Annotated in this window: 26 protein-coding genes and 4 pseudogenes; 12 read left to right on the forward strand and 18 right to left on the reverse strand. The window is 58.5% G+C overall.

All coding sequences use genetic code 11. The features are described from left to right. The first annotated feature begins 179 nt into the window (after positions 1-179). Positions 180-940, forward strand: a pseudogene (locus IVB54_RS31805) (IS5 family transposase). Positions 941-1,087: 147 nt separating this feature from the next. After that, positions 1,088-1,456 carry a hypothetical protein gene (locus IVB54_RS31810; RefSeq protein WP_247296012.1) on the forward strand — a complete coding sequence of 123 codons (369 nt, stop codon included), beginning with the start codon at positions 1,088-1,090 and terminating at the stop codon, positions 1,454-1,456. A 219-nt stretch (positions 1,457-1,675) separates the two neighbouring features. Here IVB54_RS31810 and IVB54_RS31815 read toward each other — a convergent pair. Continuing rightward, a pseudogene (locus IVB54_RS31815) lies at positions 1,676-1,876 on the reverse strand (DUF2285 domain-containing protein); the annotation flags it as partial. A 910-nt stretch (positions 1,877-2,786) separates the two neighbouring features. On the opposite strand from IVB54_RS31815, the gene IVB54_RS31820 reads away from it, so the two are divergent. From IVB54_RS31820 to IVB54_RS31835, 4 genes are all read left to right on the forward strand, one after another. After that, positions 2,787-3,050: a hypothetical protein gene (locus tag IVB54_RS31820; RefSeq protein WP_247531351.1), complete on the forward strand. Its 264-nt coding sequence runs from the start codon at positions 2,787-2,789 to the stop codon at positions 3,048-3,050. Positions 3,051-3,076: 26 nt separating this feature from the next. After that, the gene (locus IVB54_RS31825; RefSeq protein ID WP_247531353.1) at positions 3,077-3,310 is read left to right on the forward strand and encodes a hypothetical protein; all 234 of its coding nucleotides are present in this window, start codon (positions 3,077-3,079) and stop codon (positions 3,308-3,310) included. 3 nt (positions 3,311-3,313) lie between these two features. Beyond that, positions 3,314-3,535, forward strand: a complete 222-nt coding sequence (locus IVB54_RS31830) for a hypothetical protein (protein WP_247339997.1) — start codon at positions 3,314-3,316, stop codon at positions 3,533-3,535. A gap of 352 nt (positions 3,536-3,887) precedes the next feature. Then, positions 3,888-4,097 (forward strand): hypothetical protein, encoded by a 210-nt coding sequence (locus IVB54_RS31835; RefSeq protein WP_247776610.1) that lies wholly within the window; start codon positions 3,888-3,890, stop codon positions 4,095-4,097. Positions 4,098-4,912: 815 nt separating this feature from the next. On the opposite strand, the gene IVB54_RS31840 is transcribed toward IVB54_RS31835, so the two are convergent. After that, on the reverse strand, positions 4,913-5,335 hold the full coding sequence (locus IVB54_RS31840) for a hypothetical protein (protein ID WP_247298775.1): 423 nt from the start codon (positions 5,333-5,335) through the stop codon (positions 4,913-4,915). 19 nt (positions 5,336-5,354) lie between these two features. Next, complete coding sequence (locus IVB54_RS31845; protein ID WP_247369965.1) at positions 5,355-5,576, reverse strand: hypothetical protein; 222 nt, start codon at positions 5,574-5,576, stop codon at positions 5,355-5,357. Positions 5,577-6,809: 1,233 nt separating this feature from the next. Here IVB54_RS31845 and IVB54_RS31850 point away from each other — a divergent pair. Continuing rightward, positions 6,810-7,064 carry a hypothetical protein gene (locus tag IVB54_RS31850; protein ID WP_247369963.1) on the forward strand — a complete coding sequence of 85 codons (255 nt, stop codon included), beginning with the start codon at positions 6,810-6,812 and terminating at the stop codon, positions 7,062-7,064. 604 nt (positions 7,065-7,668) lie between these two features. On the opposite strand, the gene IVB54_RS31855 is transcribed toward IVB54_RS31850, so the two are convergent. Together IVB54_RS31855 and IVB54_RS31860 are read right to left on the reverse strand one after the other, a co-directional pair. Beyond that, entirely contained in the window at positions 7,669-8,106 is a 438-nt protein-coding gene (locus IVB54_RS31855; protein WP_247385644.1) for a hypothetical protein, read from the reverse strand. 805 nt (positions 8,107-8,911) lie between these two features. Then, on the reverse strand, positions 8,912-9,277 hold the full coding sequence (locus tag IVB54_RS31860) for a DUF6074 family protein (protein WP_247776611.1): 366 nt from the start codon (positions 9,275-9,277) through the stop codon (positions 8,912-8,914). A gap of 53 nt (positions 9,278-9,330) precedes the next feature. Here IVB54_RS31860 and IVB54_RS31865 point away from each other — a divergent pair, with 53 nt between their 5' ends. Beyond that, positions 9,331-9,510 carry a hypothetical protein gene (locus tag IVB54_RS31865; protein ID WP_018455441.1) on the forward strand — a complete coding sequence of 60 codons (180 nt, stop codon included), beginning with the start codon at positions 9,331-9,333 and terminating at the stop codon, positions 9,508-9,510. Between the two features lie 177 nt (positions 9,511-9,687). Here the strand turns inward: IVB54_RS31865 and IVB54_RS31870 are convergent, their stop codons facing one another. Then, positions 9,688-9,951: a hypothetical protein gene (locus IVB54_RS31870; RefSeq protein ID WP_157642940.1), complete on the reverse strand. Its 264-nt coding sequence runs from the start codon at positions 9,949-9,951 to the stop codon at positions 9,688-9,690. A 484-nt stretch (positions 9,952-10,435) separates the two neighbouring features. On the opposite strand from IVB54_RS31870, the gene IVB54_RS31875 reads away from it, so the two are divergent. Further along, complete coding sequence (locus IVB54_RS31875; RefSeq protein WP_247776612.1) at positions 10,436-10,804, forward strand: hypothetical protein; 369 nt, start codon at positions 10,436-10,438, stop codon at positions 10,802-10,804. Positions 10,805-10,806: 2 nt separating this feature from the next. Here the strand turns inward: IVB54_RS31875 and IVB54_RS31880 are convergent, their stop codons facing one another. From IVB54_RS31880 to IVB54_RS31895, 4 genes are all read right to left on the reverse strand, one after another. Next, on the reverse strand, positions 10,807-12,288 hold the full coding sequence (locus tag IVB54_RS31880) for an RES domain-containing protein (protein ID WP_247776613.1): 1,482 nt from the start codon (positions 12,286-12,288) through the stop codon (positions 10,807-10,809). Between the two features lie 127 nt (positions 12,289-12,415). Then, positions 12,416-12,961 (reverse strand): hypothetical protein, encoded by a 546-nt coding sequence (locus tag IVB54_RS31885; RefSeq protein ID WP_247337010.1) that lies wholly within the window; start codon positions 12,959-12,961, stop codon positions 12,416-12,418. 29 nt (positions 12,962-12,990) lie between these two features. After that, positions 12,991-13,668 carry a DUF6035 family protein gene (locus tag IVB54_RS31890; protein WP_247776614.1) on the reverse strand — a complete coding sequence of 226 codons (678 nt, stop codon included), beginning with the start codon at positions 13,666-13,668 and terminating at the stop codon, positions 12,991-12,993. Between the two features lie 160 nt (positions 13,669-13,828). Further along, positions 13,829-15,025 carry a Fic/DOC family N-terminal domain-containing protein gene (locus IVB54_RS31895; protein WP_247542198.1) on the reverse strand — a complete coding sequence of 399 codons (1,197 nt, stop codon included), beginning with the start codon at positions 15,023-15,025 and terminating at the stop codon, positions 13,829-13,831. A 174-nt stretch (positions 15,026-15,199) separates the two neighbouring features. Here IVB54_RS31895 and IVB54_RS31900 point away from each other — a divergent pair, with 174 nt between their 5' ends. Then, positions 15,200-15,766 (forward strand): hypothetical protein, encoded by a 567-nt coding sequence (locus tag IVB54_RS31900; protein ID WP_157642939.1) that lies wholly within the window; start codon positions 15,200-15,202, stop codon positions 15,764-15,766. Positions 15,767-16,030: 264 nt separating this feature from the next. On the opposite strand, the gene IVB54_RS31905 is transcribed toward IVB54_RS31900, so the two are convergent. The 5 genes and pseudogenes from IVB54_RS31905 to IVB54_RS31925 form a co-directional block, all read right to left on the reverse strand. Beyond that, positions 16,031-16,843, reverse strand: a complete 813-nt coding sequence (locus tag IVB54_RS31905) for an arylamine N-acetyltransferase (protein ID WP_247453506.1) — start codon at positions 16,841-16,843, stop codon at positions 16,031-16,033. A 471-nt stretch (positions 16,844-17,314) separates the two neighbouring features. Beyond that, positions 17,315-17,757, reverse strand: a pseudogene (queF, locus tag IVB54_RS31910) (preQ(1) synthase); the annotation flags it as partial. A gap of 202 nt (positions 17,758-17,959) precedes the next feature. Beyond that, positions 17,960-18,172, reverse strand: a complete 213-nt coding sequence (locus IVB54_RS31915) for a hypothetical protein (RefSeq protein WP_247409040.1) — start codon at positions 18,170-18,172, stop codon at positions 17,960-17,962. A gap of 27 nt (positions 18,173-18,199) precedes the next feature. Next, positions 18,200-18,667, reverse strand: a complete 468-nt coding sequence (locus IVB54_RS31920) for a GTP cyclohydrolase I (protein ID WP_247776615.1) — start codon at positions 18,665-18,667, stop codon at positions 18,200-18,202. Between the two features lie 658 nt (positions 18,668-19,325). Continuing rightward, entirely contained in the window at positions 19,326-19,556 is a 231-nt protein-coding gene (locus IVB54_RS31925) for a hypothetical protein (protein ID WP_247776616.1), read from the reverse strand. 1,254 nt (positions 19,557-20,810) lie between these two features. Between IVB54_RS31925 and IVB54_RS31930 the strand changes: the two genes are divergently transcribed. Beyond that, a complete protein-coding gene (locus IVB54_RS31930; RefSeq protein WP_247409038.1) occupies positions 20,811-21,494 on the forward strand; it encodes an HAD family hydrolase in 684 nt (227 codons plus the stop codon). 384 nt (positions 21,495-21,878) lie between these two features. Here IVB54_RS31930 and IVB54_RS31935 read toward each other — a convergent pair. From IVB54_RS31935 to IVB54_RS31945, 3 genes and pseudogenes are all read right to left on the reverse strand, one after another. Beyond that, positions 21,879-22,497 (reverse strand): annotated as a pseudogene (locus IVB54_RS31935) (nitrogen fixation protein FixA); the annotation flags it as partial. A 21-nt stretch (positions 22,498-22,518) separates the two neighbouring features. Continuing rightward, positions 22,519-23,262 carry a LuxR family transcriptional regulator gene (locus IVB54_RS31940; RefSeq protein ID WP_247298780.1) on the reverse strand — a complete coding sequence of 248 codons (744 nt, stop codon included), beginning with the start codon at positions 23,260-23,262 and terminating at the stop codon, positions 22,519-22,521. A gap of 898 nt (positions 23,263-24,160) precedes the next feature. Continuing rightward, entirely contained in the window at positions 24,161-25,024 is an 864-nt protein-coding gene (locus IVB54_RS31945; protein ID WP_247409037.1) for a hypothetical protein, read from the reverse strand. A gap of 818 nt (positions 25,025-25,842) precedes the next feature. Between IVB54_RS31945 and IVB54_RS31950 the strand changes: the two genes are divergently transcribed. Beyond that, positions 25,843-26,079, forward strand: coding sequence for a hypothetical protein (locus IVB54_RS31950; RefSeq protein ID WP_018455420.1), 237 nt, complete (start codon positions 25,843-25,845; stop codon positions 26,077-26,079). Positions 26,080-26,664: the final 585 nt, after the last annotated feature.

Genomic DNA, 26,664 nt, shown 5'->3' on the forward strand with positions numbered 1-26,664 from the left:
GCGCGGAAGCGGATTCAACCCGCACACATCATCGCATGGTCCTTCTGGCGCAGAGCTCACCAGGCTGCCGCTCAACGCGCCCACTTCAAATCAAAAAAGCAACTGTAATGTTAGGGTCTGTACCTAATTAGCGAGTTCTGATTCCCTGGTGCCAAGTTGATTCGGCACGGGGGACTTCGATGCGCAAAGGACTGTTCTGGCTCAACGACAAGCAGTGGGCTCAGATAGAGCCGCATCTGCCAACGAACCAGACCGGCCCGGCGCGCGAAGACGATCGACGCATTATCAGCGGTATCATTCACATGCTCCAGTGCGGCGCACGCTGGCGCGATTGCCCGTCCGACTATGGCCCTTACACGACGATCTACAATCGGTTCAATCGCTGGGCTAAGCGCGGACATTGGCAGGCGATCTTTGAAGCGCTCGCCCGCTGCGGCAAGGACCGAGTGGCTTTGTCGATCGACTCCACCTCGATCAAAGCGCATCGCTCGGCGAGCGGCGGAAAAGGGGGGAGTGTGAACAGGCGATCGGCCGCTCGCGCGGTGGGCGGACCACGAAAATCCACGCGCTGAGCGACCCTGATTGCAAACCTTGCGCATTTCATCTCACTCCGGGACAAGCCGCAGACATTGCCGCAGGGCCGGCCCTTTTGAAGCTCGCGCCGCCCATGTCTTCCCTCATTGGGGACAAAGGCTACGATGGCGACGGCTTTCGCGCCGAAATCGTCAATCGCGGCGCGAAACCCGTCATTCCAAACAAATCCAACCGGGTAACCCTCCACAGCTTCAGCAAGCGCCTCTATAAAGGGCGCAATGTTATCGAGCGCTGTTTCTGCCGGCTCAAGGATTTCAGGCGTGTTGCTACTCGCTACGACAAACTTGCCAGAAACTTCTTGGCCGCCGTCCACCTCGCCGCTCTCGTCGCTTATTGGATCAATTGAGTCTGAACCGCTAGAAGTGCACCGTCTGTTTGGCATGGGCCTCGGGCTTCTCGTTGGCATAAATGCGGTGCTCTTCACGGCTATGATTTTCTCGGAATGCCGGCTCACAGCCGCGATTGCCGGCGAGCGGTCCGCCGAGACGCCGGAATGCAGGGAGATAACGGCTCGGATCATCGAGCGGGAAACACGCATTTCGATCACTTCTCGGCCTCCGGCGGCAGTGTCTTTTTCAAGAAGCCGGACAGGGTCTTAATCTGCGATCCAAAGTTTGTGAACGCGAGCGGCTTCCCGTCAAATGATTGGTTTGCCCTCGCCGCGACGGCAGGAAGCGCGGTCACGGGTGTCGATCCGAAAAAACTGCAGGCGGCGGCTCATCGATGCCAGAGAACCGCACTCAAGGACGACGGCGAACAAGCTAGCGTTGCTCTTCCTAACGCAGCAGTCGGGTGTCAGGCGTTCACCAGAGACGGCGGAGGCGTGGTCGTGGATGTGGCAATACCGCTGCGAAAGCATTGAACTGGTTCAACGCAGGTCCCAGCACACCGCCGCGTTGTTGCCCGCGAAATAGGCAGAGCCTGCCCGAATTGGTTAACGGGTTGTTAATCGGGGTTCGGCAGGCTTACCATCAGCGCTGCCGATCAGCCCCCCAGCCACAGGTAGCGCAAAGCGATGGCCGGCGGCAGCGATGCCCGCCGGCCATTGTCGTGACCTAGCCCTTTCAGCAGCCGAAGGCCATCCTTGCCGCAGCAACCGACGGTACCCACTGTCAGCGACCCATTTCGCGCGCTCAAGATGGCTTTCGAACGCGGGCCGAGCGCGCGCTGGCTCACGTTCCGGGTCAATGCGCAAGATGATCCGCGATACCTCGCGCCAGTCAGCGCCTTCCGCATCGGCATCAAGCATGCGGAGATAGGTGATGCGGTGCTGTTCATCATAGAAACATGTGCTTCCTTCCGATCATTGGTTGCAGCGCCGGGACCATTCTCGGTCTTTGTGTCGCCCGGGTGGGCGCCGGCACGGGACTAAGGCCGCTGCGAAAGGTGGCTGATTTATTCCCCGCGCGATCCGGGTTGACGTGATCGGTATGCGCGCCGGCGTTCCCAATTCGGCCCGCGGTAGGGCTGGTCATCCGGCGTTCTTGTGAAGCGCGCCGGGCGAGTACCGAGGCAGCGCCGCTGCGACATTCCATGCAGCCCGCGGCCGCTTCCAAGCCGCTAGGGAAGTTGGACAGGATAGCCAAATCGCCCCCGCGTTTCGGGGTCCGCACCTACCGCAGCGCGGGGCCGTAGGACTGCCGGCACTCGACAGCCCGGTCATGTTGCACACTGGTTATTGATCCGGCCAACCCAACATGCAGGCTTGGGATGTGCCGGCGCCGACGCCAAACACGCGCCCAGCTGGGACCGCGGCGCCTGCGCGCCGTAACGGAAGTTCAATGCCAATGTGGAGCATCTCTCGGCGGATCGCGGCCGCCACCTGAGCCGGTAAAACAAGGCGGGCCCGGTATTCCTAGGAACCCGGGCCCACAACCTCAGCAACGTCATGGCGGCGCCGTTCGGCTGCGTGTTGGGTTCTAAGCGCCCTTGTCTCAAACCGCCTTGAGCAAGGTCAAAGAGTGCCCTTCTGGCAGTCGGGCTGGTCATCGGTCGACTTGATGCTATCGGCGCAAGCGGATGCAATTCAACCTCGATGGACCAGGCGAGCATAGCTTCGCCTAACGGTGGGCACGAACCAAGCAGATGCGTCCTCCCATGCCGCAAAACAACAACCATGAACCATTTAGAAAAGATTGCCGGCTGTTCCCGATCGTTAAGTGATCGTAAACCATGCGATGGCAACAAACCGCATGGAAACCGAACTCCCGCCTGAAACGATACTGCGAGACAGCCGTCAGCAAGAAAAGCGCAGGTCGCTTTTTAAGCACTATCACCGGCAATTTCTCGATCGTCTTCGTGACCGCGATTGGTTGTCTTCGTTAAAGCTTCCCGACAGCCCCGGAACGACGCTCGCTCTTTTACGAAACGGATGGATGGAGCGACGCTCAACGGGCAAAGGCGTCGAATATCGTATGACCGAAGCCGGTCTGTTGGAGCTTAGCCGGCCACGATAACTCAAAGGCGCAGTGGAGGCAACGCAGTGTCAACAGCCATGGAAATGATCGTCGGCGGCTACGTGAAGGTGCGGGACCGACGAGCCTTGACGGACCTGCTCGCGCATCGGCGCAAGATGCTGGGCGAACTACACGCTGTCTCCGGCATCGATCTCGCGAACGCTGTTCAGGCCGTCCAAGACGAAATAACAACTATCGAAGCCGGCCTAGAAGAACTCAAGCCGCCGCCCGGCTCGCTCCCCGAAAACGAGTGGAGCTAGGGCGTGCGCGTTAACAAGATCAATTGGGAGAAGATCGGCCGCATGACAGAGCCCGGCCGTTACAAATGCTTCTTCGGCTATCTAACCGTTACGTCAGACGACATCGAAGTGTGGACGCGCTATCCCGACGCGACGTTCACTTTGATTGTGGGGCCAACGACTGAGCAATCGGTGGGCGAAGATTACCGTTTAGGCGCGTTCGACATCGGCGATCCACAACAGTAGGCGGTTCGCCGTCGGCGATGCCTATCAGGCTGCCGCTTGCGCCGACCTGGCCAACGCGCTAAGCCCCGATCTACACCGCCTCGCCGGTACATCGCTGGACAAGGGCGCCGAACTTGATGCACTCGCGGCGATGCCAGCAGACGACCGGGCTTCGCTGATCCGATGGGCGGCCGCCGGCGAGATTGCCGCCTTTGCGATCCTGCTGGCCGGTTGGTTCAGCGAGCGCGCACTCCGTGCAGAAAGACGGCGTCGGATACCCCATCGACGCCGCTGATCGTCATGGTTGCAATGCTAAGTGAAGCCTCGCCAATCAGTTGGGGGCAACATGGTTCGGGCATTTCGCGATACTGTCATGGCACTCACTTTTCTTGTAGTCGCGGGCAGCAACATTTTGTGGGATTTCATGAATAGCTACCTCGCCTGCGCCCTTGCACTGACCGCTTCAATCACAGCCGGCGTTTGCGTCGAGCGCGCCTTCATGAAGCGGCCCAATCGCGAGATGGCCCGCCTCCACCACGAGCATTCGGCAGAAGGACCAATAGGCCGGCGCGGCTGGGAGTAAGGCCAGCTCGGCTTACGAAATACGGCTCCCGTGATTGAGACGCTGCATTCCCGATCGCGGCGAGATCAGCCCTGAGCTATTCCGGGCCGCTATCGCATGGGTGTTGAGGGGCTGGTATCCAAGCATCGCGATCGGCCTCACCGTGGCGGCCGGCAGAAGCACTGGATCAAGGTGAAGAACCGCAGCCACCCGGCGACGGAACGGGAGCTATAGATCGGCAGCACGGCTGTTCCAGAATTAACCTGATCTCGCTGCATCAAGCTTAATTCTGCAACTCGATTGCAGCATCGCTGCGAAGCGTTACCTTCTGAGCGCCGGACATTGCCCGTCCGGCTCCACCCAAGGCGAAGTCGTCGCGCCAACATATTCGACGCGGCGCTTCGTTTGATTGCAGGCGGTTTCGTTTGGAAAAGCAGCCGGACCACGAACCGCTTGATCTCGTCGAGATGCGTCGGCAACTCACCGTTCTGCGTTCGCAACATTCCGAAAACCTTGGAATAGCGTCGCTGTTGAACCGCTTCCTCGTGAAGATCGCGTTTCTGTCAGAGCCGAGGGACGTCGCGCACGCCCAACATCTGCGGTCTGAGTTCGCACGAACGCTACAAAACGTTGAAGCGATCGCATCGCGGTCCCCATCTGTGAGGCCATCAGGCGCCGTCAAGCAGCCCAAGTAACACTAACGCACAGACCTCCTTGCGCCTGCCTCCGGCGGCGCCGATGCTGGATGCAGTCGCGAAGTCGTCCTCGTCTCGCGTACCGGCGGCTTCGCGGCTAGGGGTCGCCGCCACAAGCGACGGCCCCGCCCTTGATCAGATCTAGGGAGCGCGCCGCACCGCTCGGGGTACAAACGGCAGTCTCGGAGAAAACGACTTGGCGATCGCGAGAACCGCGGCTTCGTCGGTTTCGAGTGCGATCTTCTGGGCGAGCATCACATCGCCAACTGCCAACGCCCGTTCGGGGAGGAAGCACCATCCCACCTTAGGCTCCAATTTTTCATCCAGCTCCAAAACATTGCTCATGGTGCCCTGATGAATTCGGTATCGACGGCCGGTAAGAGAACCAGTGACTTCAAAAAAGCCATTGACATCAAATTGCGCGCGCTGTTCTGGAGATAACCATTCCCGCAAAAGACGGCGTGCACGCGCTTCCGGGCCATTTTGCTCGTTGAAGCTCCGATAGAGCGCACGCAGGGCGCGCAAACGCGCGCCCTGCGCGACGTTGCGTCCGAACAAAAACATCTTCGGTGCTACGACGGTTCTAACCGCCGACTAAGTGCGGATAGAACAGCGTTTCCTCCGCTGTTGCATCAAATGTCCGTATCAGCTTGAGATCGCCGGCCGGGGTCCGAGTGGCAGCGGTAAATCCCCGGCCGGTAAACATCTTGAAGCGCCGCTCGGCCTCGGCGAGCCCCTTGGGGTCGTCTTCCTCAAAAAAATGTCTGCTGTCGCCTGTGCTGTCCATTACAATCTGGGTAGCCATGGAAGAGAACTCCGCAACGCCTAGCCTCTGATGAAGAACAAACCTCGCTGCGATCAATAGTGTTCCTGCTCTCGGCAAATTTCATTGTGCCTTCTTGTTAGTCAGCGGTCGTCTACGAACATTCTACCGTCGCGACGCTACCCGCGCCAAGGGGCTAGGTTCTTGGACTATGTTTCAACACGTCGCGCACCAATCCTCAGGAAATGGAACGAGCAGCCACGGCCCGTCCTCAATGTTATCGTTTGCAGCTACGGGTCTGCCGGTCGCGAGGGGCTCGGCTGCGAACTCTTCGACCTCAGCGGTACTCGCCGCGTGACGCTCGGCGCAGCTTAAATCACTTTGCATGAATAACACTTCCCACCGGGGCACGATCGAATTTGCAGCGTCTTCGAAAAATATGGATCAAAAAGATCGGCACGCGACAAAATATCAGACCCCCTTGGCAAGCGATAGGAGCGCGGACCTGTCCTTTTGCATCCTAGTCGCGCGCGCCATCACGCGTTGCAGTGCAGCCAACAGCCATCTCCATTCTTTGAGAGCCGTCGCTCCATCAAACTTTGCGGGCGGCGATCATGGCCTGTGAGGGCGGCTCAACGGAGTTCTGCGCCGCGCGCCGTACCTCCCTGCCGCGCAGCGCACGGCGGAAGCGATCGCTGCTAACCCGGAGAAGTTTGACCGCGCTATCGCGGCGGAAATCGGCGTCAGTCACCCAATCGTAGCGAAAGCCCGTCGATCAACTGGAAAGCAGTTACCAGTTGCAAAACGAACCGGCCGCCACGGCAAGCAACGGAAGGCGCCGACCATGTCAGCTGCGCAGGTTGAGGCATTCTCGGTCGATGAACTCGACGCCTGCGACCGTGCTGTCGTTTGCCTATACTGCAGCGAAGCTTCAAGCGCGGCTTGCGAAGGCGAAGAAGGCCCACGACGAACTGATCTGCGCCGCCTACCGCGCGCAAGGCGATGCGCCTAATATCGAGGCGCGGGCAAAGCGTCGGCTTGCCGACGAATACGATGCAGCGCAAGCGCGGGGTGAGGTTGCGCGTCTTGGAGATAATCTGCCTAGAGTTACCACCCGGAACGCTAGCAAGCCGACAGCGGCCGACGTCGGTATCTCCCGCCAAGAATTCCATGAGGCGCGCCAGATCAGGGACGCGGAAAAGCGCCACCGCGGCGCGCCGCTAGGAACCACCGCGGGGGAATTCCTCGCGGCAATCACGAGTGTAGTGTCCGTCGGTGCCAAACCCGGCCGCCTCCGGAGTGTTGCAGGGGGGGCTGCTATTGGCAATCATTTTGATCCTGGCTCTCGCCGGCGCGATCCTCCTTCTAGCGATCCGCATCGTCATCGGCTGGATTTCCCCGACCGCCGGTAAACAGTTCTCCCCGGCGATCGACATAGCCGGGACGTTCTTCCTGAAACTGATCGTCGTGGTTGCCCCGGTCGCGATCTTGGCCGTCGTCGGCTTCGCGCTGATGACCTCCACCAAGTAGAGCAAGCGAACCACGACAACGATATCAGACGCCACTTCGGGATAGAACGTCGCCTGACGATTACCTAGATCGAAGTGAACGCGACCTCGGTCAGGCATGGTTTTGCCCGAGCTCGCAGATACCGATTGCCGCGGCTTGATTGCGTGAACTCGATCGGCTTGATCGGACAGACGGCCTTCAACATGTGGGCCGACAGCCCGCAATACCTCGCGGCTTGACCCAGCCGCAGCGCCGCCGGCCAGTATGGTAGGTCGCGCTTCATGTCGCTGCTTTGACCCGCCCGGCCAGCGCGGGTACTCGTTCGTACCGACGTAGCCGCGCTTCCCAACACCCGACCTATATGACCGTTTGGTAAAGCCATCGTCGGTCCACTCCGCAAACAACATCCGCTCGCCCTGGAACCTAATTTCGAGTTTTCTGGTGTGCGCTGGATTGTCGATCTGCCGACGCAAGGACAGCGCCATATGGTTGTATCGGAAGTCGTAAACGCGGGTCCGGCCGTCGAGCGCTTGGATAAGAAACCGGCAGCGTTCCGGAAGGATCGCTAGAGCGACCTTCACCAAAGCCTTGATGCGTTCAGAGCGGTCAGCTTGGTACATGCAATTCAGCTTGGTGTTTCGGCTATAAGCTGGTCAAGTTCACTGGCCGTAATCAGATCGCGGTGCATTAGGACTTTCGCTACACGGTCAATCTCGGCCCAGTGCTCGTCGACCAACGCTTCACAATTCTGCAAGATGACGGCCAGTATGTCGTTCGCCTGCCGAAGGACGTCCGGGGGAAGTTCAAGCTCCTCGTTCCCAGCGCCGGGCAACGACTGGCCAGATTTCAGTAGAGCAATAGAACCGGCCGCCGCTTGTGCAATCTGCAAGTCGCTTTCGGCGCCGTCAGAAAACGAGCTGGGACGCCCTGAGAAACGAACGTTCGCGACTGGTCCTGCTAATGCTACAGCGCCATCGATCTCGTACCCCGCAATCTTCGCTTCTACTGCTTCTCCACTCTCATAAGACGCCGAAGCGGTTAAGGCTCCGACCGATCCTGACATACGTATTTCCGCGCATGCTAGGCCTTGACGGCGAGCCAGTACTGCGTGGGCCGCTTCATGGTATGCCATCATCATTCGTCTTCGCCTTCGCTCGCCCATGGTTGACCTTTTTCGTAAAGATGGCCCGGAGGACGGCGGCGGAAGCCGCCGCCCCATTCGACGATGTTATGCCGCAATTCCGGCGACGCGAAGGACCGCACTTGCTAACTCGCGGCCCAGAAGCAGACCTCGCCCCTGTCCGCGGCCGCAATAGTTGCTCTTCTGCACTTTCTCGAACAGCATCATGCCGCGCGCCAAGATCAACATTCCTGAGACGGTAAGCGGCGCGTGCTGGCGAATTCTATACAGCAAATAATGGATTTTCTTTGCTTCTATGTGTGCTGCGTCCTTCGCGGCTTCGACACCGGAGACTTCGATAGCTCTGGCGCACTGGGCTCCGTATCGTTCCGCTGCAACAATTCGCGCTGTCAGGTCCCCTTCCAGTCGTTGCCTAGCCCGCTTGCCTCCCCAACGTTCGGTATCCCCCCGGACCACGGCGAGTGCGATGCGGAGACGATCGGGCTTGAGCAGGTTGAGCCAGGCCGCGTCGGGGTGGACCGTCCCGTTGGCATCGACGATCGTGCGATAGAGCGGCTGCCCTTCGAACCCTTCGGCTTGTTCAAAGCAACCTTAGAAGGCCCGCCCGTCGGCCGCGGACGTGATCACGACCGAAGGCGGCGGTTCGGGCCACTGTTCAGCGGCCGGCGCCCGGGCCTGCTCTAGGCGCGCCACCGCGGCCCGGTAAGCCGGCGTGCGGCAGCGGTGCTCATTGGCCACCGCCCGGCGTCAGAACCTGCCGCCACAGTTCGGCGCGGACCTTTGCTTCGATGCGCCGGACTTCCGCGTCGATGGTGAAATGATCAACGCCTATTTCATCCAGTGTCCGACGGATCGCGTTTAGATTTTGCCGAACATGCTGCTCGCCTTGCTCGGCAGGTCGCGTCAGAACGAATTCGACGTGGCGCTTGATGTAAGCGGCGTCCCGGAAGCGGCCGGGCAAAAGTAAGACCTTCGCCTTCGGCTCGGCGATGCGGACATGAAGCCGGGGATCGCCTTCCTGAGCCGGCGCCACTTCGCGCCGGGCGTTGCGCACGGCGCGCGACACGGCCCGTTCAGTCATGCTGCCCTCCAAGTCCGACGATCTGCGAAGACGATCTGCCAAGCGGCCTTCGCGAAAGCGTGGCAATGCTGTTCGATTTCGGCATCGGTGATGCCCAGCCCAGCGAGCCGGCCCCACTCGATGTCAAGGTGCTCGATCAGAAATTTCTCAGCGTCGTCAGCCGACGGTCGCTTGCGCATTTCGGCGGCTATGAAAGCGACGATCCGACGGTGGCGGGCCGACGGGAACGCGTAAATGTGCGCTGAAGGAACTGCCTTGCGTCGGCGCTTCATCGGTCAACTCCCGATCTGCTGGATGAAGGGCGGCGCGCTGGGGAAAGGTTCAGAGACCGCAGCGCGCCGCCGCTAGCGCCGCCCGGGTACGTCCGCCGGGTCGGCGCCGGCGCTGACGCGGGACGGAACCGCGCGCGCCGAAGTGGAAGGTTAGGCGGCGGCTTGATCGCCGCGCAGAAGCTGGAACAAATCTTCCACAGGAGCAGTCGTGTGGCGTCCGTTCTTTCGAACGCGGATCACGCCGTCCTTCATTAGCTCATAAAATCTGGTTGTCCCAATTCCAGCGACTTCGCAAAAGCGGTCGACGGGCACGTTCAGGGACAGGTTGTAAAGTTTGACGACGTCCGGGAGCGTCATGTCGCCGGGGCGAGAACGATGGGAGGTCGACAACTGGGGCGGCAATTCGCGGCGCATTGGGAGAGTTCTCCTAGGCTTCAGTTTCGTCCATGACCGCAATCATTCGCGACACTCAGAGCGTTCGTCAACGTGCCCAAAATCCAATACTAAAGCACCGAAGTTATGTCGTTGATGCGAGGTTTATTCCGGTCCGACGGATTATTGATGAAACGACTACATCGAATGGGCGGGTGCGAAATCGCGCAGCGATGTGATTTGCGGCGGTCATTCCGGGCGCTTTACCGGTCGATTTCGAGCGTAGAGAGACGAAGGCGAATGCAAGTGACGGTGCTTTCGTTTCACCGCGGCGTCGAATGCCGGCGGATGACTGCGCCGAGCTGATTACTCGGATGCGTTACGGAGACGCCGTCTTGGCGACGAGATCGTGCAGTTCAACGGTGGCTCGGCTCATATCACTCGCGCAAAGAATGGATTTTGGCATGGGCCTAACGGTCCGCGGAACACGCATGTGAGCGCAGTTCTATTGTTACCTGAGACAGTATTGTCGAAGCTGAGAGAGGAGAAATGGCAGCGGGTACTCGCAGTTCATCCTTGGACGGACCACCCTCTTCCGGACGAGCTACGAGAGATCAACCGATTTGAGGCGGAAGACGACAAGTGGATGTTTCGGGACGGAAAGCGGTTCGCCGACATGTCAGCCTGCCTGATCCGTGGTCGCCAAAGGAAGAATGAAAGCTATTCCCTTGCAGGCAAGCGCTGGCGCATCCCAATTCGGGCCGCTGTTCTCATCGATACGTTCGCGGTCGTCGTAGGAATTTTCGTGCCACTGCTTGTGGCCGGCGAAAGCGCCTCATGCGTCAGCGCCATTAGTCGCCGCCGCCATCACACACCTTCTCGTGACCGGGTGTAAATTTAGAACGGCGATCGATCGTCCTTCTCCCAACGGGAACGACGCACCTGATACTCGTCTGTCTTGAAGACGACGCCCTCCACATGGTGTACGCTGACGCTGTCCGGCTTGAGGCGAAGGCTTGGCTCCCGCAGATCGGAATCGACCCGTTCTCCCGTCAACGCCGGCATGGCATCGAAGTCGGGCCATCCTGGCGATTTTTCCTTTTCTGCATCAACCTTTGCCCGCGGCGGCACCTCCTCGAATACCGAGTAATCGACTTCCCACCCCTCCGCGGTACTTTGCCCCGTCCTGGCTCTGATCTCGGTCCCGCTCGGAATTTCCATCGCCTCGACGCGCGCAGCCTTGTGGAATAGGACGACGTTGAGCACGTCTCCCGCGACCTGAACCGACGGGAAGATAATGCCATCAATGGGCACCGAGGATTCCGTTGCGAGAAAATCGGCGATGGCTTGCGTTGCCAGATACTCGAAAGGCTCGTCGTCGGGCATGACCGGTTGGGTGATACGGTTGCTCAGAGATTTCAGAAATTGCGCTCGTTCCAGCCGGCGCGCAAAATCGACGTCAAAGATGCTTCCGCGCATCTGGACATTCTTGAGCGCCGTCAGATCGAGCAGCCGGAGTTTTCGGATGATCTCGAATTGCGCCACGGCAACCTTGCTTCCAACCGGAGGCCGCACCTCGGCGATGGCGGCCTTGGGATCGTTGGCGCCGTAGAACACAGAAATGCCCCGCGCATTCATGCGACCTGCCGCAGCCACCAGCGCTGGCGGCGACCCGAGCTGGAGGTCGGGCCGACACATCGCCACCTCGAGTTTGTCCTCGGACTGGAAGACCCGGGCACGAGAGAGTGTATGGAAGGGCGTTCCGGGCCCCGCATCTACGACCAGAGGCTGCCCCTGCCGCGTCCGCAAAGCATCCACCCCGTCGAAGATGGCAGCCAGATGCGTAGCTGCGGTGCGACTGAAGAAACGCGCCTCGGTCTTGAGTGAATTCTCGAACCGATACCATTCCTCGCGCAAAGCATCATCGCTGACCTTTTTCTCTTGATAGTAACTGTCGCGCGCGAACTCCGTCTCTTCACCCATGGCCGCGCTGTCGAAATCGCTATGTTCCTCCTCCAGGATTGACTGGACGTCCTGGGCCGCGTCTTCAGGGATTTCGGCGGCGTTTTGAATGGCGTACACGACATCATCGCCATGTCGATTCCATTCGTAGCTCAGCTCCTTGTCGCGCTGGAGCATATATTCGTAGTCGTTTGGTTGATCTGACGTTCGATAGTAGTGCTGCTCGAACGCGGTCGCCAGACGTGCGGCCATCTTGTCTAGGCTGAAGGTACGACGCGCCTTGTCGCAATAGCTGCACTTGGCGCGTTTGCCCTTTGCGCGAACTTCATCGCTTAGATACTGCTCGCCAATGCAGGCGTAGCATATGCGCTTCGCTTCGAGGTCGTCACTATCTACGGAATGCACGATATTTTCCACCTTGTTGCTCCATCGTCTCCTACCAAGCCGCTGCCCCCACAGGCAATCTGGCCCCGTCCGTAATCCTCGACTCACTTGATTGCGCTACAGAATACGTCAAGCGGTGAGATACGCTGCTGGCATTGCGTCAAGCTGAAGAGAATATCTCCGGGAACAAGGCCAGCGCGATCTTTCCCGACACGCTTTGGCGATCGTCTTGCACCACTGTGCGAGCTTTGACGATCTTGTTGCGAACACTCTCGATTTCAAAGAGAGCGTCCCTGTTGGTCAGTCGGGCGAAGGTCCGAATGAGGCGCACATAGCGCTGTCGCCGCTCGACATTGAGGAAGGAGTTCAGCACCTCGACAAGATTCTGCTGCCGCGATCCGACTGGCCGACCGTCGACCAGGGAAAGTAAGCAGTTGATCAATGCATCCACATCGAGCGCGTGCAGCTCGTTGACGTCGCTCCCCGGAATCGCCACTTTGGCGACGAGTTCGCCAAACAGGATCTCACGCTCTTTCCATTTCGTACCTCTTTCGGCGAGCGCGCCGCGCCAGCGCGACAGAAAGTCATGATGCCAAGGCGGCCTCGACGGGACCGCGTTTGCGCGCCCTCCCTCGATCCAATTGAGGTCGGAAATCGTGACCAATTTTGAGCGCCATGCGTCTACATCCAGCCAGAACGCGCGCAAGATTACTTCTCGCCGCTGTCTGGAGAGGGCTATCGTTTCATCGTCAATTGAGAACAGGTTCTTGTCGTGGGAGTAGAAATGTCCTCAAACGAACTGAGTAATCGGCCGCTCGTGGGTGGCTCAAGATTCCAGGTGAGCCAAATCAGGCGAATGGACGCGCTCTCATAGAAATCTTCGCGTTGCACGATGATGGGGATTTGCGTGGTTGCAAGTTGAACCTCCACGACGAGTGGCAAGCGATCATAGATCGCGCGTACGTCCGGCCGCCGCCGTCCATTCTCCAGGATGAGATACTCATCGACAACGACGCTTCCTGCGGTCGTGCGCGGATCGTTGGTCAATAACTCACCGACGATATGTTTGATTTTAGCATGCAGCGGGCTTTCCTGCGCTCCGTCAAATTGCTGCGCGCTAACGATATCGACGCTGGCCGGCGTCCCCGTCCACCAGGGACAAAGCTGTGGGGCACCCGGGTGGTGTTTCCAGTAAGGCTGGCCGGTCCGGCCTTCGCGCGGAGCATAGACGGCATGTCCGCATTTCGCGCAGACGAAACGCGCTTTCCTGTCGAGCCGCGCGCGCGTCGCCGCGCGACGGAGAACCTGATAATCATCCTTGCTCATCGCTATGAGCGCATCACTCGTGATGCTGTGCATCGATGCAAGGTCAACCACTCTTTTGAGTGTCCTTCGGAGAATCGCCTCGACCATCTACCGAATCTCCCTTCGTCCGGCGTGATCATTGAGCATTTGCGGGATCGCGTGCTATGGAAAATCGCCTGTGTCTGGAAGTCCCGCCGACGGCATGACCGGCGGCGGGGCGAAGACGCAATTCGCGGCTTCACTGATTGTCAGCCCGGCATACCGGCCGTCAGGTGTCCGCACCGGGAAGAATGGGTTCTTCGCCGAAGGGTCGGTTAATGATCGACAGCGCGTCGGGCGCGGCGAAGACGCGGTTGCGCGCATAGCCGGTACGCTCGTTCAAGATTTTATTCTCGACCAGTTGCTCTACCGCTTGCGAGGCTGCAGGCACCGTAATGCTGAGAAGCGAGGCCAGACGCTTGACGGTCAGCACCGGATAGTGCGGCAGAACATCGAGTGCTCGCAGGCTCGCTGAGCCCTGGCGAAATTTGCGCCGCTTTCGCCATCGATCGCCAAGTGCAGACAAAGCGTCGCGCGTCTTCAGCAGCTCATCCGTGGTGCCGACAATTGCGTCTGCCATGAATCCGACCGCTTCATGCCAATCGAGGCGCTGCTGAGCCGCTTTGAGCGATTCATAATAAGCCGCCTTGTGGGCTTCAATGTACGGTGACAGGTAAATCGGCATCATGCCTTCTGCCGCCATCATCAACGGCAGGAGGAGACGGCCGACGCGGCCATTGCCATCACGAAACGGGTGGACTGCCTCAAAATGTGCATGCGCAACCGCCATTCGCACAATGAAGCTCTGGTACATCGCCTGCATGCCCTCGCAGCGCATGTACTTCATCGTGTCCTCAAGACACGCGCCAATGTCAGACGGCGGCGTCGGATTGTAGGTCGAGTAAGCAATATCGCCCCTGCCGCCGATCCAGACCACAACCTGGCGAAGATCGCCGGGCTTGTCCTTGTATTCTGCGTCGCCGCGCATGACGGCGTGATGCAGATCCTGCACCAAACCGCTTGTGAAGATTTCCAGTTTCTCTTGTCTGGCCCGCGGCAGGAAGTCATCGAGCGCGAGCGCGTAGTCACGCACCTGAACTACCGCCTCGCCCTGCTGGGAATCTTCGCTTTCTTCACCGGACAGCAATTCGTCAAGCGTGCTGTTGGTGCCTTCGATCGCCGAGCTGCTGACAGCTTCCCGCCGTGGCAAGATGCGGCTGATCAGATATGGGTCCTTTAGTTCGGCCGCGAGCGTCTCGATACGCACCAAGGCTGCATCCGCCGCCCTGAGCCGGGCAAGGACCGCCCCCCCGGCAACGCCGTCCTCAGGCGGGGGCAGCGGAACCACGCCGCAATGCGCCGCATAGGGCGCCGGAAGCCGCTGCAATCGTTCCCGAACGGCGTGAGTGAGATTATCGCGGTTCAAGAGAAACCTTCCGCAGAAGAGCCAAGTCCGACACCCTAATAAAGGTTGTTGAGCTATACTTCAATAAAGCGACTGACGGTGGGCCCTTTATAACGTTCTTAGGTTCCATAAAGGAACCTTTTGCCGTACTGTCCTTACGGTATATATTGCGTAACGACAGTACGGAGACATTTCGTGGCCGATCCTACGGTAGTCAGGCGAGTAAGACGCCAGCGCGACGTTCGCCTGGCTGAAGGCTGGCAGGAAGTCCGTGTGTGGGTGCCCACCGAACAAGACGCAAACGACATCAGAAACCTCGCCGCCGATCGCAGGGCAAAAGCAAAAGCGCTCGCCGGCCTTGACGAAGGAATTAAGAGCATGCCCCCAGAAACACTGCACCGCATTGCCGAGGCGATCGCATCCCAGGGCTCGGCAGCCTACACGACCCCTTCCGGTCCTGTACTGGACCTCCTCACCAAACTCGCGGAAGAGGACGATCTCGCGAGCTTCTCGCGGGCTTTCATTCTTCTGGCGCGCGCCGCACCGGCTAGGGCCGCGTTTGTCGCGGGCGCGGTGCCGGCAAAGATCTCCAACTTCCTGATCAAGCATCGCGGCGTCAAGGCGACCGCGCTGATCAAGTGGACCGAGTCGAATCCGGATTGGACTGAGGAGCTCAAGAACGCACTGCGTGATCCCGATCTATTTGTTCGTGTTGTCGAAGACTTCGCCTCCGCGATCAAGCAAGGTGCCGCCGCTCACTAGACCTTTGACAAAGAAACCGGCGCCGTTTCAAAGCTCCGACGAGAGGGATCGCCGCAGCCCGCACCCTCCGGCCAGCTGTGACATAAAGGCGCCAGGCGCTCGGCACCCTTGAAGCCACGGATCGATGGGATCATTCCAGAGCAACTCGATCGTCCCCTGAAGCACTACGACATCGCCAATAACAGAGTCGACGATCCCGCCCTGGGATTTGGAAGAGACCGCACAGGCCATCGTCGCGCTGGGAATGCTTGATCACTTTCTTTCCTATACAAGTCCACGTGACCCAAGCTTTTCCCATAACGAATCAACGGTGCACTGAGTCAGTCGGAGCCCGAAGACATTGGCCAAGACCTGCTGCAGTTCGATCTTCGTTTCCACTGTTTGTGTTTCCCTAAATTGGCTGCGAGTCAATCTGAGCTTCTTGTTAAGCAAGGTTGCACGTCCCTCAGATGTCAGCACACTCATCATGAGGACGGATGGAAAGGGCATACGATCCCAGCGTGCGCAGATGAAGTTGGCGCCCTCGAAATCGGGTGGCAGGGCGACGGCTCGGTCAATGCCGAAAAGAGCGAACCATTCATCTTCGTTCTTGCGTTCAAGCACGAGCTCTCCACTGGCCGGGTCGGCCCGCAGACGAAACACGTCCCCGCCAACTATTTGCTGCTCCTTCGCATCGATTCGTAGCGGTGCAATCGGTGCCGGACCGGGAAAGCCGGCATCGGCAAGCCAGTCGCAACCCTCTATGGTCACGATCAATGCATGATGTGTGCGTGGGCCACCTTCCGAAGCCCCCATGCGCACCCTGCAAAGAATTGGCCGGACCGTGAAATCGAGTTCTTCGAGCGCCAAGCCAAACAACTTGTTCAATTCGAAGCAATAGCCGCCTCGCCGGGCATCGATAAGTTTGGCCCAGATCGAATTCTCAGTCAGATCGGGGATATCGCCCAGCAGAACATCAATGTTCTCATAGGGGATCGCTCGCATTTGAGCCTGCTGGAGCGCAAGAAGGCCATCAACCGTTGTCGGGACTTGAGCAAGGCCGATCCGATCGAGATAGGTCGCAATCTTAAATGCCATGGCACGTCCTCTGATGTCTGGATTCGTTTGATTAAGCCGCCGGAAGGGCGATGACTTCGCAGGCGACGCGTAGAAGGTGGCCATCTCTCCTATAGAAATGAAACAGCCCCAGCACTTCCGGCGACAGCCTCAGTGCCAGTATCGAGCCAACGGGCCATTTGTGCACGGCCGGAGCAGCCCGTAGGACTCCCGGTCCGCGGCGATTTGCAACGGCGATCTTCCAGCCTTGCGAATCATCTCGTCTCGCCTCGCCGCGAATGCTCCGCGTTTCGAGATCCACCGCCGCCCGCGATCCGCCATCACTAAGTAGAGAACGGCGAGAGCTACCAGCTGAGGAATCGCTCTCAGCTACACCAGCAGTTTCTGCCGCGTTCAACATGACATCACCCTTGATGAATCGTAGTTACGAACCTGCAGCTCTTGCGCTACTAACGAGCGGCTGTCGCTCTTTTGGTTGCTCAGCCGACGGCAGCGATAAGGCGCCACACCTGTATCGCGCAACCAGGCGCCCTCCGGTGGCGCGCCGGTCTGCCAGAACACGTCGATCGGGATGCCGCCACGCGGATGCCGATAACCGCCGACGCGCAGCCACAGTGGTTTGATCGCCCTGGCAATGCGTCGGCCGACTAGCGCTGTGCATTCATCATGCAAAGCGCCGTGTTTGCGGAACGAAGTCCTGAACTGCTTCAGTGATTTGGAGCCCACCAGTGCCTCGTCGGGCGCGTAGTCGATTACGATGAAACTCGGCTGACCGGTGACGGGCAGACCGAGGTGAATTCCGGGCAGGTGCAGCGCACGTTGGCGGGCGGTCCGTCGCCGCGCCTGAGCGGCGCGTTTTCGAGGACCGCCTTATCTGGGCTTCCTGGCGTCTCGACGTGGGCGCCGACCTGTGTAAAGTTCCGGGTGGTAGGCACGGGCAACTCCTTGATGCATGCCGCCGGAAGTGCAGCCGTCGAGCCGGGCATCGCCGATGAAGTCCTCCTGATCCACTGCCGCTGCTCTCGAGTGGACGACGACATCGGAGAAGCCACCGCGATCGTCGCAAGGGTGAAGCCGCAGAACCTTCCAACCCCGTTACCGCACGCCGAGAAACTTCGTGTTTGAATGACGACGCGCTCAGTCGCGCGTGCAGTCACCTCCTGAGTGCTCCGCTCCGCTGCCTTGGCTCAACGATTGCATCCATATTGCTGGCTTGGTCGCCCCACCGATGTTGAGGGTTAGTAGTTTGTCGACGTCGGCAGGCTTGTCGACGGGCGACATCTTGGCCCAACAGGCGACGGTGCGACGGCGGGCGCCGCTGGCAAAACGCAGCAGATAGGCCGATTTCACGGCCGTATGTCTTGAGTGATACATAGGTCACGGTTTAGTCCTTGATGAGCGCCAGAAATTCGCTACGCAGTATTTTGCTGTCGCGGAAACACGGCGCATGATGCTGGTCACCATAGTGGTTTCCGTCTCGCGAACGCCTCGCCACACGCACTGGTGCCGCGCCGTAACCATGACGGCCAACCCCTTCGGATTAATGTGGCCTCGAGCTCGTCTGCCAACATAATACGCTTCCTCTTGGATTGCGAGAGCGCCATGATCAAGTTGGCCGCACGCACAACTTTGCTGATACCGATCACCGACACCAGGCAGCACGCCGACCCACATGCGGTGGAGCTTGTCGGGGCCGAACCATCCCGAGCCGCCGGGCCGCAATGAGCCGAACGAGGCCGAGAGAAGCGCGCGGCGGGCGCCGGCGGTGAGGCCCGCGAGATCGGGGCAACCCGGCTCGCCGATCACGAGCGTCGGTTGCGGCGTGGAAAGGTCCGGGAGGCGCATCGAAAACCCTCAATGAAAATGCCAATGACCGGAACAAAGTGGTGCGAGCACGCCGATCTCACGGTGATGGAGCCAAGCGCGTAGGTCTCTTGCAGGCAGCCCGCGTTTGGCAAGTTCCGTAGCCGCAGGGCTAGCTTCAAAGCGCTCGACGAACACCTGGCGCACGTACATCTTGGATATCCGTTTTGCAGTCGCAGTCGTGTTGTGGTCGCGGCTAGTGTCGATAACCAAGCCTCAAGCAAGACTGCAAGTGCTGCTCGACTTCTGCTTGTACTATCTCACCCTCACCGGGCCGCAAGTATTCTGCGACATCGGCGTTTATTCCAAAGGACACGCCTGCGTCGAGCAGGCGTTTACGAGTTGCTTGCGTTGAGCTCATCAAACATCCTAGCCGGGCGCTTTGCCTCGCTCTCGCGCGAACAAGTTGATCTGCGGGCGCTTCTGCATTTCGGCAGTCCACATGATGCCCCTGGCGTCGGAACGGCCGCTTGTCGCCTCCCGATCTGCGATTACCTGCCGCATGGCCTTGATATCCTGGATGAGTTCGAGACTTCCACCGTGTCGGCAGTATGGCCAGTCGAGCGATGCCATCCATTGTGCTGCGTAGCGCCTCCAACGTTCGAAGAATGACGGAGTTGTTTCATGGAATAGATAGCTTTCATCTGAACTCTTGACTGGTGACGGCGAGAGATCGCTGTTTTTGAAATGCGTCCTTCACCGTCGCTGCAATCAACGTGCCGAAAACCGCCTTCTTCGTCTTGCTGCAAGAGAACAACACCATTGCGCTTTGCGAGCGCGCGCGGAAACATTTTACGCCCTGATGTCGGGGACCGGACATTAACGTCTTCAAGCGACCCGGCTGAAAACAGACATAGCGGCGTGAAAACATGAGCCGGTCCCCTTGCCGACCTCGCTTGCGTCTGCGCCATGTGCCTGAAAGTACACTCAGTGAAGCCTAGCCGAATCGCACGAGCTTCGTTCACAAACGCCCTCATTTATATGACGCTTCAATAGCCTTCACTTTGCGTATCGATGCCGTCACGGAGCGTCTACCCATTGAAAGCTGCAACAACGGCGGACAGCGCTGTTCGCTCCGTGACATCAAGGAGATCGGAGCGTGCACGAATTCAATCAGCAAACAGGGCCCGATGGTCCCTCAGGTGGGGGTCCAGTTCACTGAACGTTTTCGTTCTTCAGCGTAGGGTTCGGACTGGCCGCTTGAGTATTGGACCAAGACATTCCCGCCGCGGCAACAGTCGCGTAACGCTCTTTGCTGCGGCTGCTAGGCGGAGCACCGCGGGATAGCCCCATCAGGCACCGTGCCCACCAAAGCTGACTTTTGGCGGCCGCGCTGTCGGAAGTCAGGCAGCCGGATCAGGGCGGCTGTTTCGAATCACACAGTTCGCTTGCCAAGCTCGGCGAAGCCTCCTGCCCGCGAAAGAGGACTTGGTACGAGCCTTGCTTGCTGAGGCGCAAAACCATGTGCTTCGCGCCAGCCGACGGATTACCTCCGCTCGGTGTCGGTTCAGACATCGGATGTCTGCAACCGTACAGGGGGGAAAACAACAACATGCAACGGGCGACATCCATAATCGTCGGTCAAGGAGACATAGCATGTCCGGTGCTGCAGGCGCATTTCTGTTGCCTTCAAGCCGCTCACAAAGGCCGGTTTCCGATCAGCTCAAGCACATGGTGCCGAAGCTTGAAAGCCGTGCACAGAGGGGATTCCGCGTTGCCGCATCTATGCATGAAGAACGGTTTCAACATACAAAGTCATGCCGGCCAGCAGGCAAACTAGCAGATGTTGATTTCACTGAGCAGGACGCGCATTCCAGGCCGCATGCAGCTATAGCACACGTTCGCACTCCCTCTCACAGGGAGAAGAGTGACGCCGACTTCCAGCCCTTTGACAATCATAAAACCTCCTGCCGTCGTTTGACGGTTTGTTTGAACGGGGCTCTGGTCAACGCTGATGTGCCCTTTGAAGTCTGCTTTCCTTGCTGCCGCGGGGACATGAGGGAATCGGTCTTTCTGCGTTTACGCTCGAGATGCCGCCCCCTTGGCGGGCAAAAACGCGCAGACGAGACTTCAAATAGATTGATCGCCGATCTCACCTCAACGAAAACGTCTGCAGCATGAGGCCATGATGAAACCTGCTCTTGTATTCGATTGGAACGGCACTCTCCTCGACGACGCCGACGCCTTGCTACAGACGACGAACACCATCTTGGACCGCTTCGGCCGAGCTGCCATCGACATGCACACTTTTCGGGATCATTTCGATGTTCCACTTTCGGTTTTTTACCGCAATCTAGGAATGTCGGAGAGTGAAATCGAAACGGTCGATAGCCATGACAGCGCTATTTTTCACGACACTTACGAACCGCTGGCGAGCAAAGCCGAACTGCGCGAAGGCGCGCGTTGCATTTTGGAAACGGCACGTCAACAAGAGGTTCCCAGCATTATTGTTAGTAACCATATAGTCGATCCCCTTGTTACCCAATTACGAAGACATGGAATCGACGATTGTGTCGCGGAGGTTCTGGCTTTTGAAAGCCGCGCTACTCAATATAAAAGCACAAGCAAAGGAGAGCGGCTTCATCTGTATATGCGAGCATACAATCTGAACCCCAGCTCAACGTTCATCATCGGGGACATGCCGGTCGAAACGGATATTGCACGCGAACTTGGCCTGATCAGCGTAGCCATTACCGGCGGGTTTGTTTCCGAGACGCGTCTGCGAGCGGCGCAGCCGGATTATCTCATCGAGGACCATCATAAGCTGCTGCCCATTCTGCAGGAGCGTGGCGTTTTTCAGAACTCATAACGACGCAGAGCATGACTGAAACCTTCTACCGTCCATGTCTTCCTGTTCTCCAGCGAAGCCTTCACACTGATGGCCGAAGCATCGGCTCTGGACGGACGAGGCCCAAACGAAGGTGCGCGCCTAATTAGTATTGGCCGATAGGGGACTTCGCCGTTCGAGTTTGTCAATTTGCAACCTGAGGCAGTCCGACTCAACACCCATTCCCTACGTCGAGGTCCTTCCAGACGGGCCGGTGTTGAAGACGTAAGACCCGCGCCGAGAAATTTCCTCTTGTCGGGAGCGCGCTTGCCGCGGCGCTGCCGTCGAGTTCTTATCCAGGAGCGTTAGAGCCTCGGAATTGTGCAGCGACGCGCATGCCTGATAGCGCCCACAAAGCTGCCCAGATTACTCGCGGACCGGTGCGGCAACTTCCGCTTCAAGCTTTGGCTGGTGCTTGAAGATCGCGTGGATCAAAGCTTGCGGCGGCTGCTCGGAAGCCTCCACGAGCATCGCTTTGTCAGCGCGCGCCGAGGGAGCGAAGACTCACCTGATCACGGTCGGCGAGACCACATTTGGAATGGTCCTCGAGACCCGCGTCCTGTGCGTTCCATTTCACGATTGGCGCGCGGGCGGCTCGTAGCGCATCCGGCCATGGCGCCGCGGCGAATCTGGTCGTGGCCTCGAGAATCGTAATGAGATACGGGCTGGTAAGCAGAACCTGGACACCGCCTTCGGCACGTCGTTCCGTTTGGATTGTGCGCACGGTTAGGTCTAGTGCTCTGATCTTGCCGACGTAGGTCAGCCGTCGGCATCCCAAGCCGCTTCGCAATCCGGGTCCCACCTGGGCGGTGTCACCGTCGATGGTTTGCTTGCCGGTAAAGATGAAGTCGGCGGCATGCTCCTTACGAACTTTTCGGATGGCGGCTGCCAATGCGTAAGTTATCACCAGAGTATCAGAACCAGCGAAGCGCCGGTCAATGAGCAGAACGGCTCGATCGACGCCGAATGTCAGCGCCTTGGGTACAATCGTCGTCCATCAAGATGCTCACGCAGCATGGACATCAAAAATAAGATTGAGGCGGATCGCCACAATGACGGCTTGGATCCGGCTGGTCGCGCCCAGCTTTCGCATCGCGTTCTTAAGATGAAAGTTCACCGTATTCTCGCTGATTTGTAATATCCTCCCGATTTCCCATGACGATTTGCCCTCTGCCACCCACCCTAGACAATCTAATTCCCGCTGTGATAGCGCAACTCTCATATTGCAGTTATCTTCCGCCGGACGTGTGATCTCCACACAAGCGGTGTGAAAGTGCCAGGCTAGTGCGTTCAGATGGCCTTTGGAATGTTGAGGATCGGCATCGTCGAACCGAGATGCAAACGATACGACCGATAATCGACCCAATGGCCCAAACAATGGTACACTCATGCCGTGCTTGAGACCGGCCTCTCTGGCCTCATCAAGTACGCGCCTTTCGTCGGGCTGTAGTTGATATTGCTCGGCGAGTTGATCCCACAGAAACGGCCGCGAAAGCGTCGGTGTCCGCCGGACCACCGGATCGATTTTGTGGTACTTTCGCTTAAAATATCGTTCACACCACTCGGGCGGCCACTTAACGGCCACGGCGGGCGGCGGATACTCCGGTAGACGAAGTGGCTCTGCGAAATTGAGCGCTCCGTAAGAGACTTCGCTGAAGCCTTCGTCGCTGGCACAGCTCACAAGAAGCTCGAAAAGCGATCGGAGCGATTGCGTTCGCGTCGCGCATTCGGTGAAGCTGAAAAGATCCATTTTGGGCGCCTCAGCGGGCTGACCCAAGAGGTCGGTATTGCGCCGCTCGATTGAGCTTGTTTTAAGCGGAGGCAAGTTCCAATCCGTCGCCGAGCCGCTCCGCGGTCCCGAGCTCAACGAGCCCGGTGTCACCGCGGATGTTCGGCTTGCCGGCGAGCATGAAAAGAAATGGGCCAAGCTCGTGCACGATCTACGGATCTGCATCGTCAGCCCCCAACTGATCTTCACCGCGCCGGCACCGACGAGAGCCGGGTCGATGAGCAGCCCAACAGACTCGTCGCGCAAGTTTGGCTCCTTGCATGAACAATGCGCGGCGTCTGGGTGGCTTAGTCGCACGCCTCCGACGCGAACAATTCTTAAGGGTTGAGCGCGACCGGCCCTCGTCGTGCAAGACGATGTTCGTCGGGGGGATACCCCGATATGCCGGCGGTCGGAAATTCTGCTTGGTGCAGAGGGCACTTTGCATACGCATCTCCGGAAGGGAGAGAACCTAGGGATGAGAACAGCAAGGGTCGTACCAGTTGCACCGCTCCAAAAAATCAGGTTTAACGACAATGACTTGAGAGAATTGCGATAGCTGCCTCGAGCGCGTGCGTTGAAGAATTCGCGACAACAGGAGGAAAGCCGACAGGCATTTGGCTTAATTGTTCGTGATGATTGCCTGATTGGCTTTTTCTCTTGACGTGTGACCGGTGCCCCTTGTGCAAGGCACCGCTGAATCGCTCATTATTGCGTGTCGCTTGCCAATAAACTGAAAACGAGCGAAAACGTTCAAGGACAGCGCATGCAGGCTGTCTGAATCCTCTGTGAGCCGAATCCGCTCTGGCCGACCAACACATGCACTTCTGAGGCACTGACGGGAGATGAGCGCTCGTCTGTCTAGTTGCGCGCCGACGCTTCAATCTGTCACTGCCGCTGTTAGCGGCTTACCGACGTTTCTCAGGACAGCGGCGCGGCAGTTGACAAACATCTGCTTCGTGTAATTCTCGCCGAAGTAATCCAGTACGAAGGTGCCTGTATAGTCCGGATCATCGCCCACGCTGCGGATTAGGCTGTCGAGAATCTCGCCGATTTCGGAAATGCGCTCGCAGTAACGGGCACGGAGAACATTAACAGCGTTCATCGAGTGAACTGCCTCGTCGGCAACCACCTCTCTCAGGCAACGAAGGAAGCTGCTGCCAAGTCCGGCATAGAACTCTCTATCCGCAGCATAGGCGCGGCAAGTACACATCTCATCAAATGCGATCATAACGATCAGAGAGAATTCGTCCTTCAAGTATTCATTGATTGCAGAAAAACTATGCGATCGAGCCTCCAATCTGTCTCGAAGATCTTTTTCGGATTCACCAGCGACAAGCTCCATGATCCGGATGAAACTATCGGTGTGACGCTCTTCATCCGCGGCCCAGGCACTAATAAACGCCTCAGCTTCGTTGGTGGCGATCAGATTTCGGTTGAACACTTCTTGTTTTAAGTGCCTCGCGTCGTATTCAGTATACAACTCTGGCCACAACTTGTCCCGACGTGCGCGCACAATCGATGGTCCGGCCGTGAACATGGCCGGCGTCAACTCATCGAAAATGTCTTTTGGATTCCAGTTCCGTCGAATCGGCGCAATCATCCGACTGTCCTTCTCTGTGAGCAGCCTGGCAGACGGCGCTCGCAAAGCACACTTGCTCCACACCAAGTATGCTGTCGCCCCCTCGTTTTGGTGGGCAATTTCGAGACGGAACTCATCAAACGGTTTGAAACTCGCGATCATCAACAGAAGCTCATGGGGACGGTCAACGTTTTATAGTTCGCGTGTAGTGTAGGCTGCGGCATCCCATCGCTTTCTTTGCAAACCGCTCCCTTTGCTTGCGCGGCAGGCGAACTGGGGGTCGCGGCGGCTTCCCGGCGTGCGTCAAAGCAGAGAGCCGACTGAAGGAATTCTGGCCGATTTGGTGGCCGCCGCAGGAGCTTCGCTCGGATGTGAAGGAGCATGAGCCAAGCTGGGACCATCAGCTATGACGGGTAAACCGGACTTGACCTCCCAACGCCTTTGACCGCCCCTTTTGACCCGATCCAGGCGTTCAGCCCTGACGACATCGTTCGCGGCATGGCGCCCCGCGGCTGCCAAGGAGATTCTCGAACTGCATTTGGAGCGGCCTAGCCATTCTACCTAACGAATATCGACGCAGGTGGCGGTGGCGCGCGATGCCCAACATTGAATGATTTCACTTCGCATGGAGTTGCGAGGGGTCGGCCTGCTTCTGGAGCAGCAAGCCGAGCTTGCGTGCCTTCTTCCTTACTGAGGTGATATGGCGATCGAGCCCCGGCTATATCGAAGGCCACGCGAATGGTCAAAGCAGGAGGCGCAGCGATTGATAGCTCTCGCGCGTCAGAAAACCTGCGCCGTCGGACCCGGTATCTGGGTTGGACTCCGCCCGGCGCCGACAGTGCGGTCGCGATGTGTGTCTCTGTCCTAATTCCCACATTTGCGAACAAAAGCGCAGCCGTTTGTCGCCCCTCGGACAGACGGGCCAAATCCGCTCGGCTCCAACTTCGCTATTGGAAGCAGTCATCGGTTGGGGAGACGAAATGGAACATTTCCTATTAATTGAAATGACCCGCGACAAATATGTCGAGCGGTGCAAGCAGCGGGCATTCGATCATCTCGACCGAGCTGATCTTAGGAACTCGGTCGCCTCGTTTGTGCGCAATATGAACGCGCTTCCCGATTGCGAGTTGCCAAACTACTTGGCAATGCTTGGCGGTTCGCTTCTGACGGCGAACGATGCGCTCGGCCGGAGAACGCTCATTGAGGGATTGAGGTGATGGTCCGATGATCAAGCCAGCGAGGGTCTGGGCCCGCTCAATTTCTTGGGAAGGGGATGGCGCACTACCGAGCTTACCTTTTGGATCACGACCGCCACGTTATAAGCGCGGCCAATTTGCAGTGTGCCGACGAGCAAAAAGCACAGGAACGTGCTCAGCAGCTAGTTGATGCCATCGACATCGAGCTATGGCAACTCGACGGACGTATTGCGGTGTGTTTGAAGCCGCCACAAGCCGAGCCTCGCACGTGGCAGGACAGGCAAGACCGCGGCGCCCTACAGACAAACGAAGCGTGCGTGAAAGTTAAGCGCGCGTCTCAGTCCTAGGCTTCGGTTGATTGCGGATCACAGGCGCGGGATAGTTAGGGAAGACGCCCGGCATGGGCTGCAAGTTGCCGACGTAGCGATTGACCACGCGGAAGATGGCTCTTGAGCACTCCCACACGGAGCAGGTTTGCGGGCGCGGTCAACTACCAACCCTCGCAATTGATCTAGATGACGGAAGCAGGTCACCTATCGATTGATGAAATCGGCCGGTCTACACGTTAGGCCCGTCATCACAAGGAATTGGCATGCAAGACCGATT

Origin of the sequence: Bradyrhizobium sp. CW1, assembly GCF_023100665.1 — a bacterium.
In the GTDB taxonomy this organism is placed as follows: domain Bacteria; phylum Pseudomonadota; class Alphaproteobacteria; order Rhizobiales; family Xanthobacteraceae; genus Bradyrhizobium; species Bradyrhizobium canariense_D.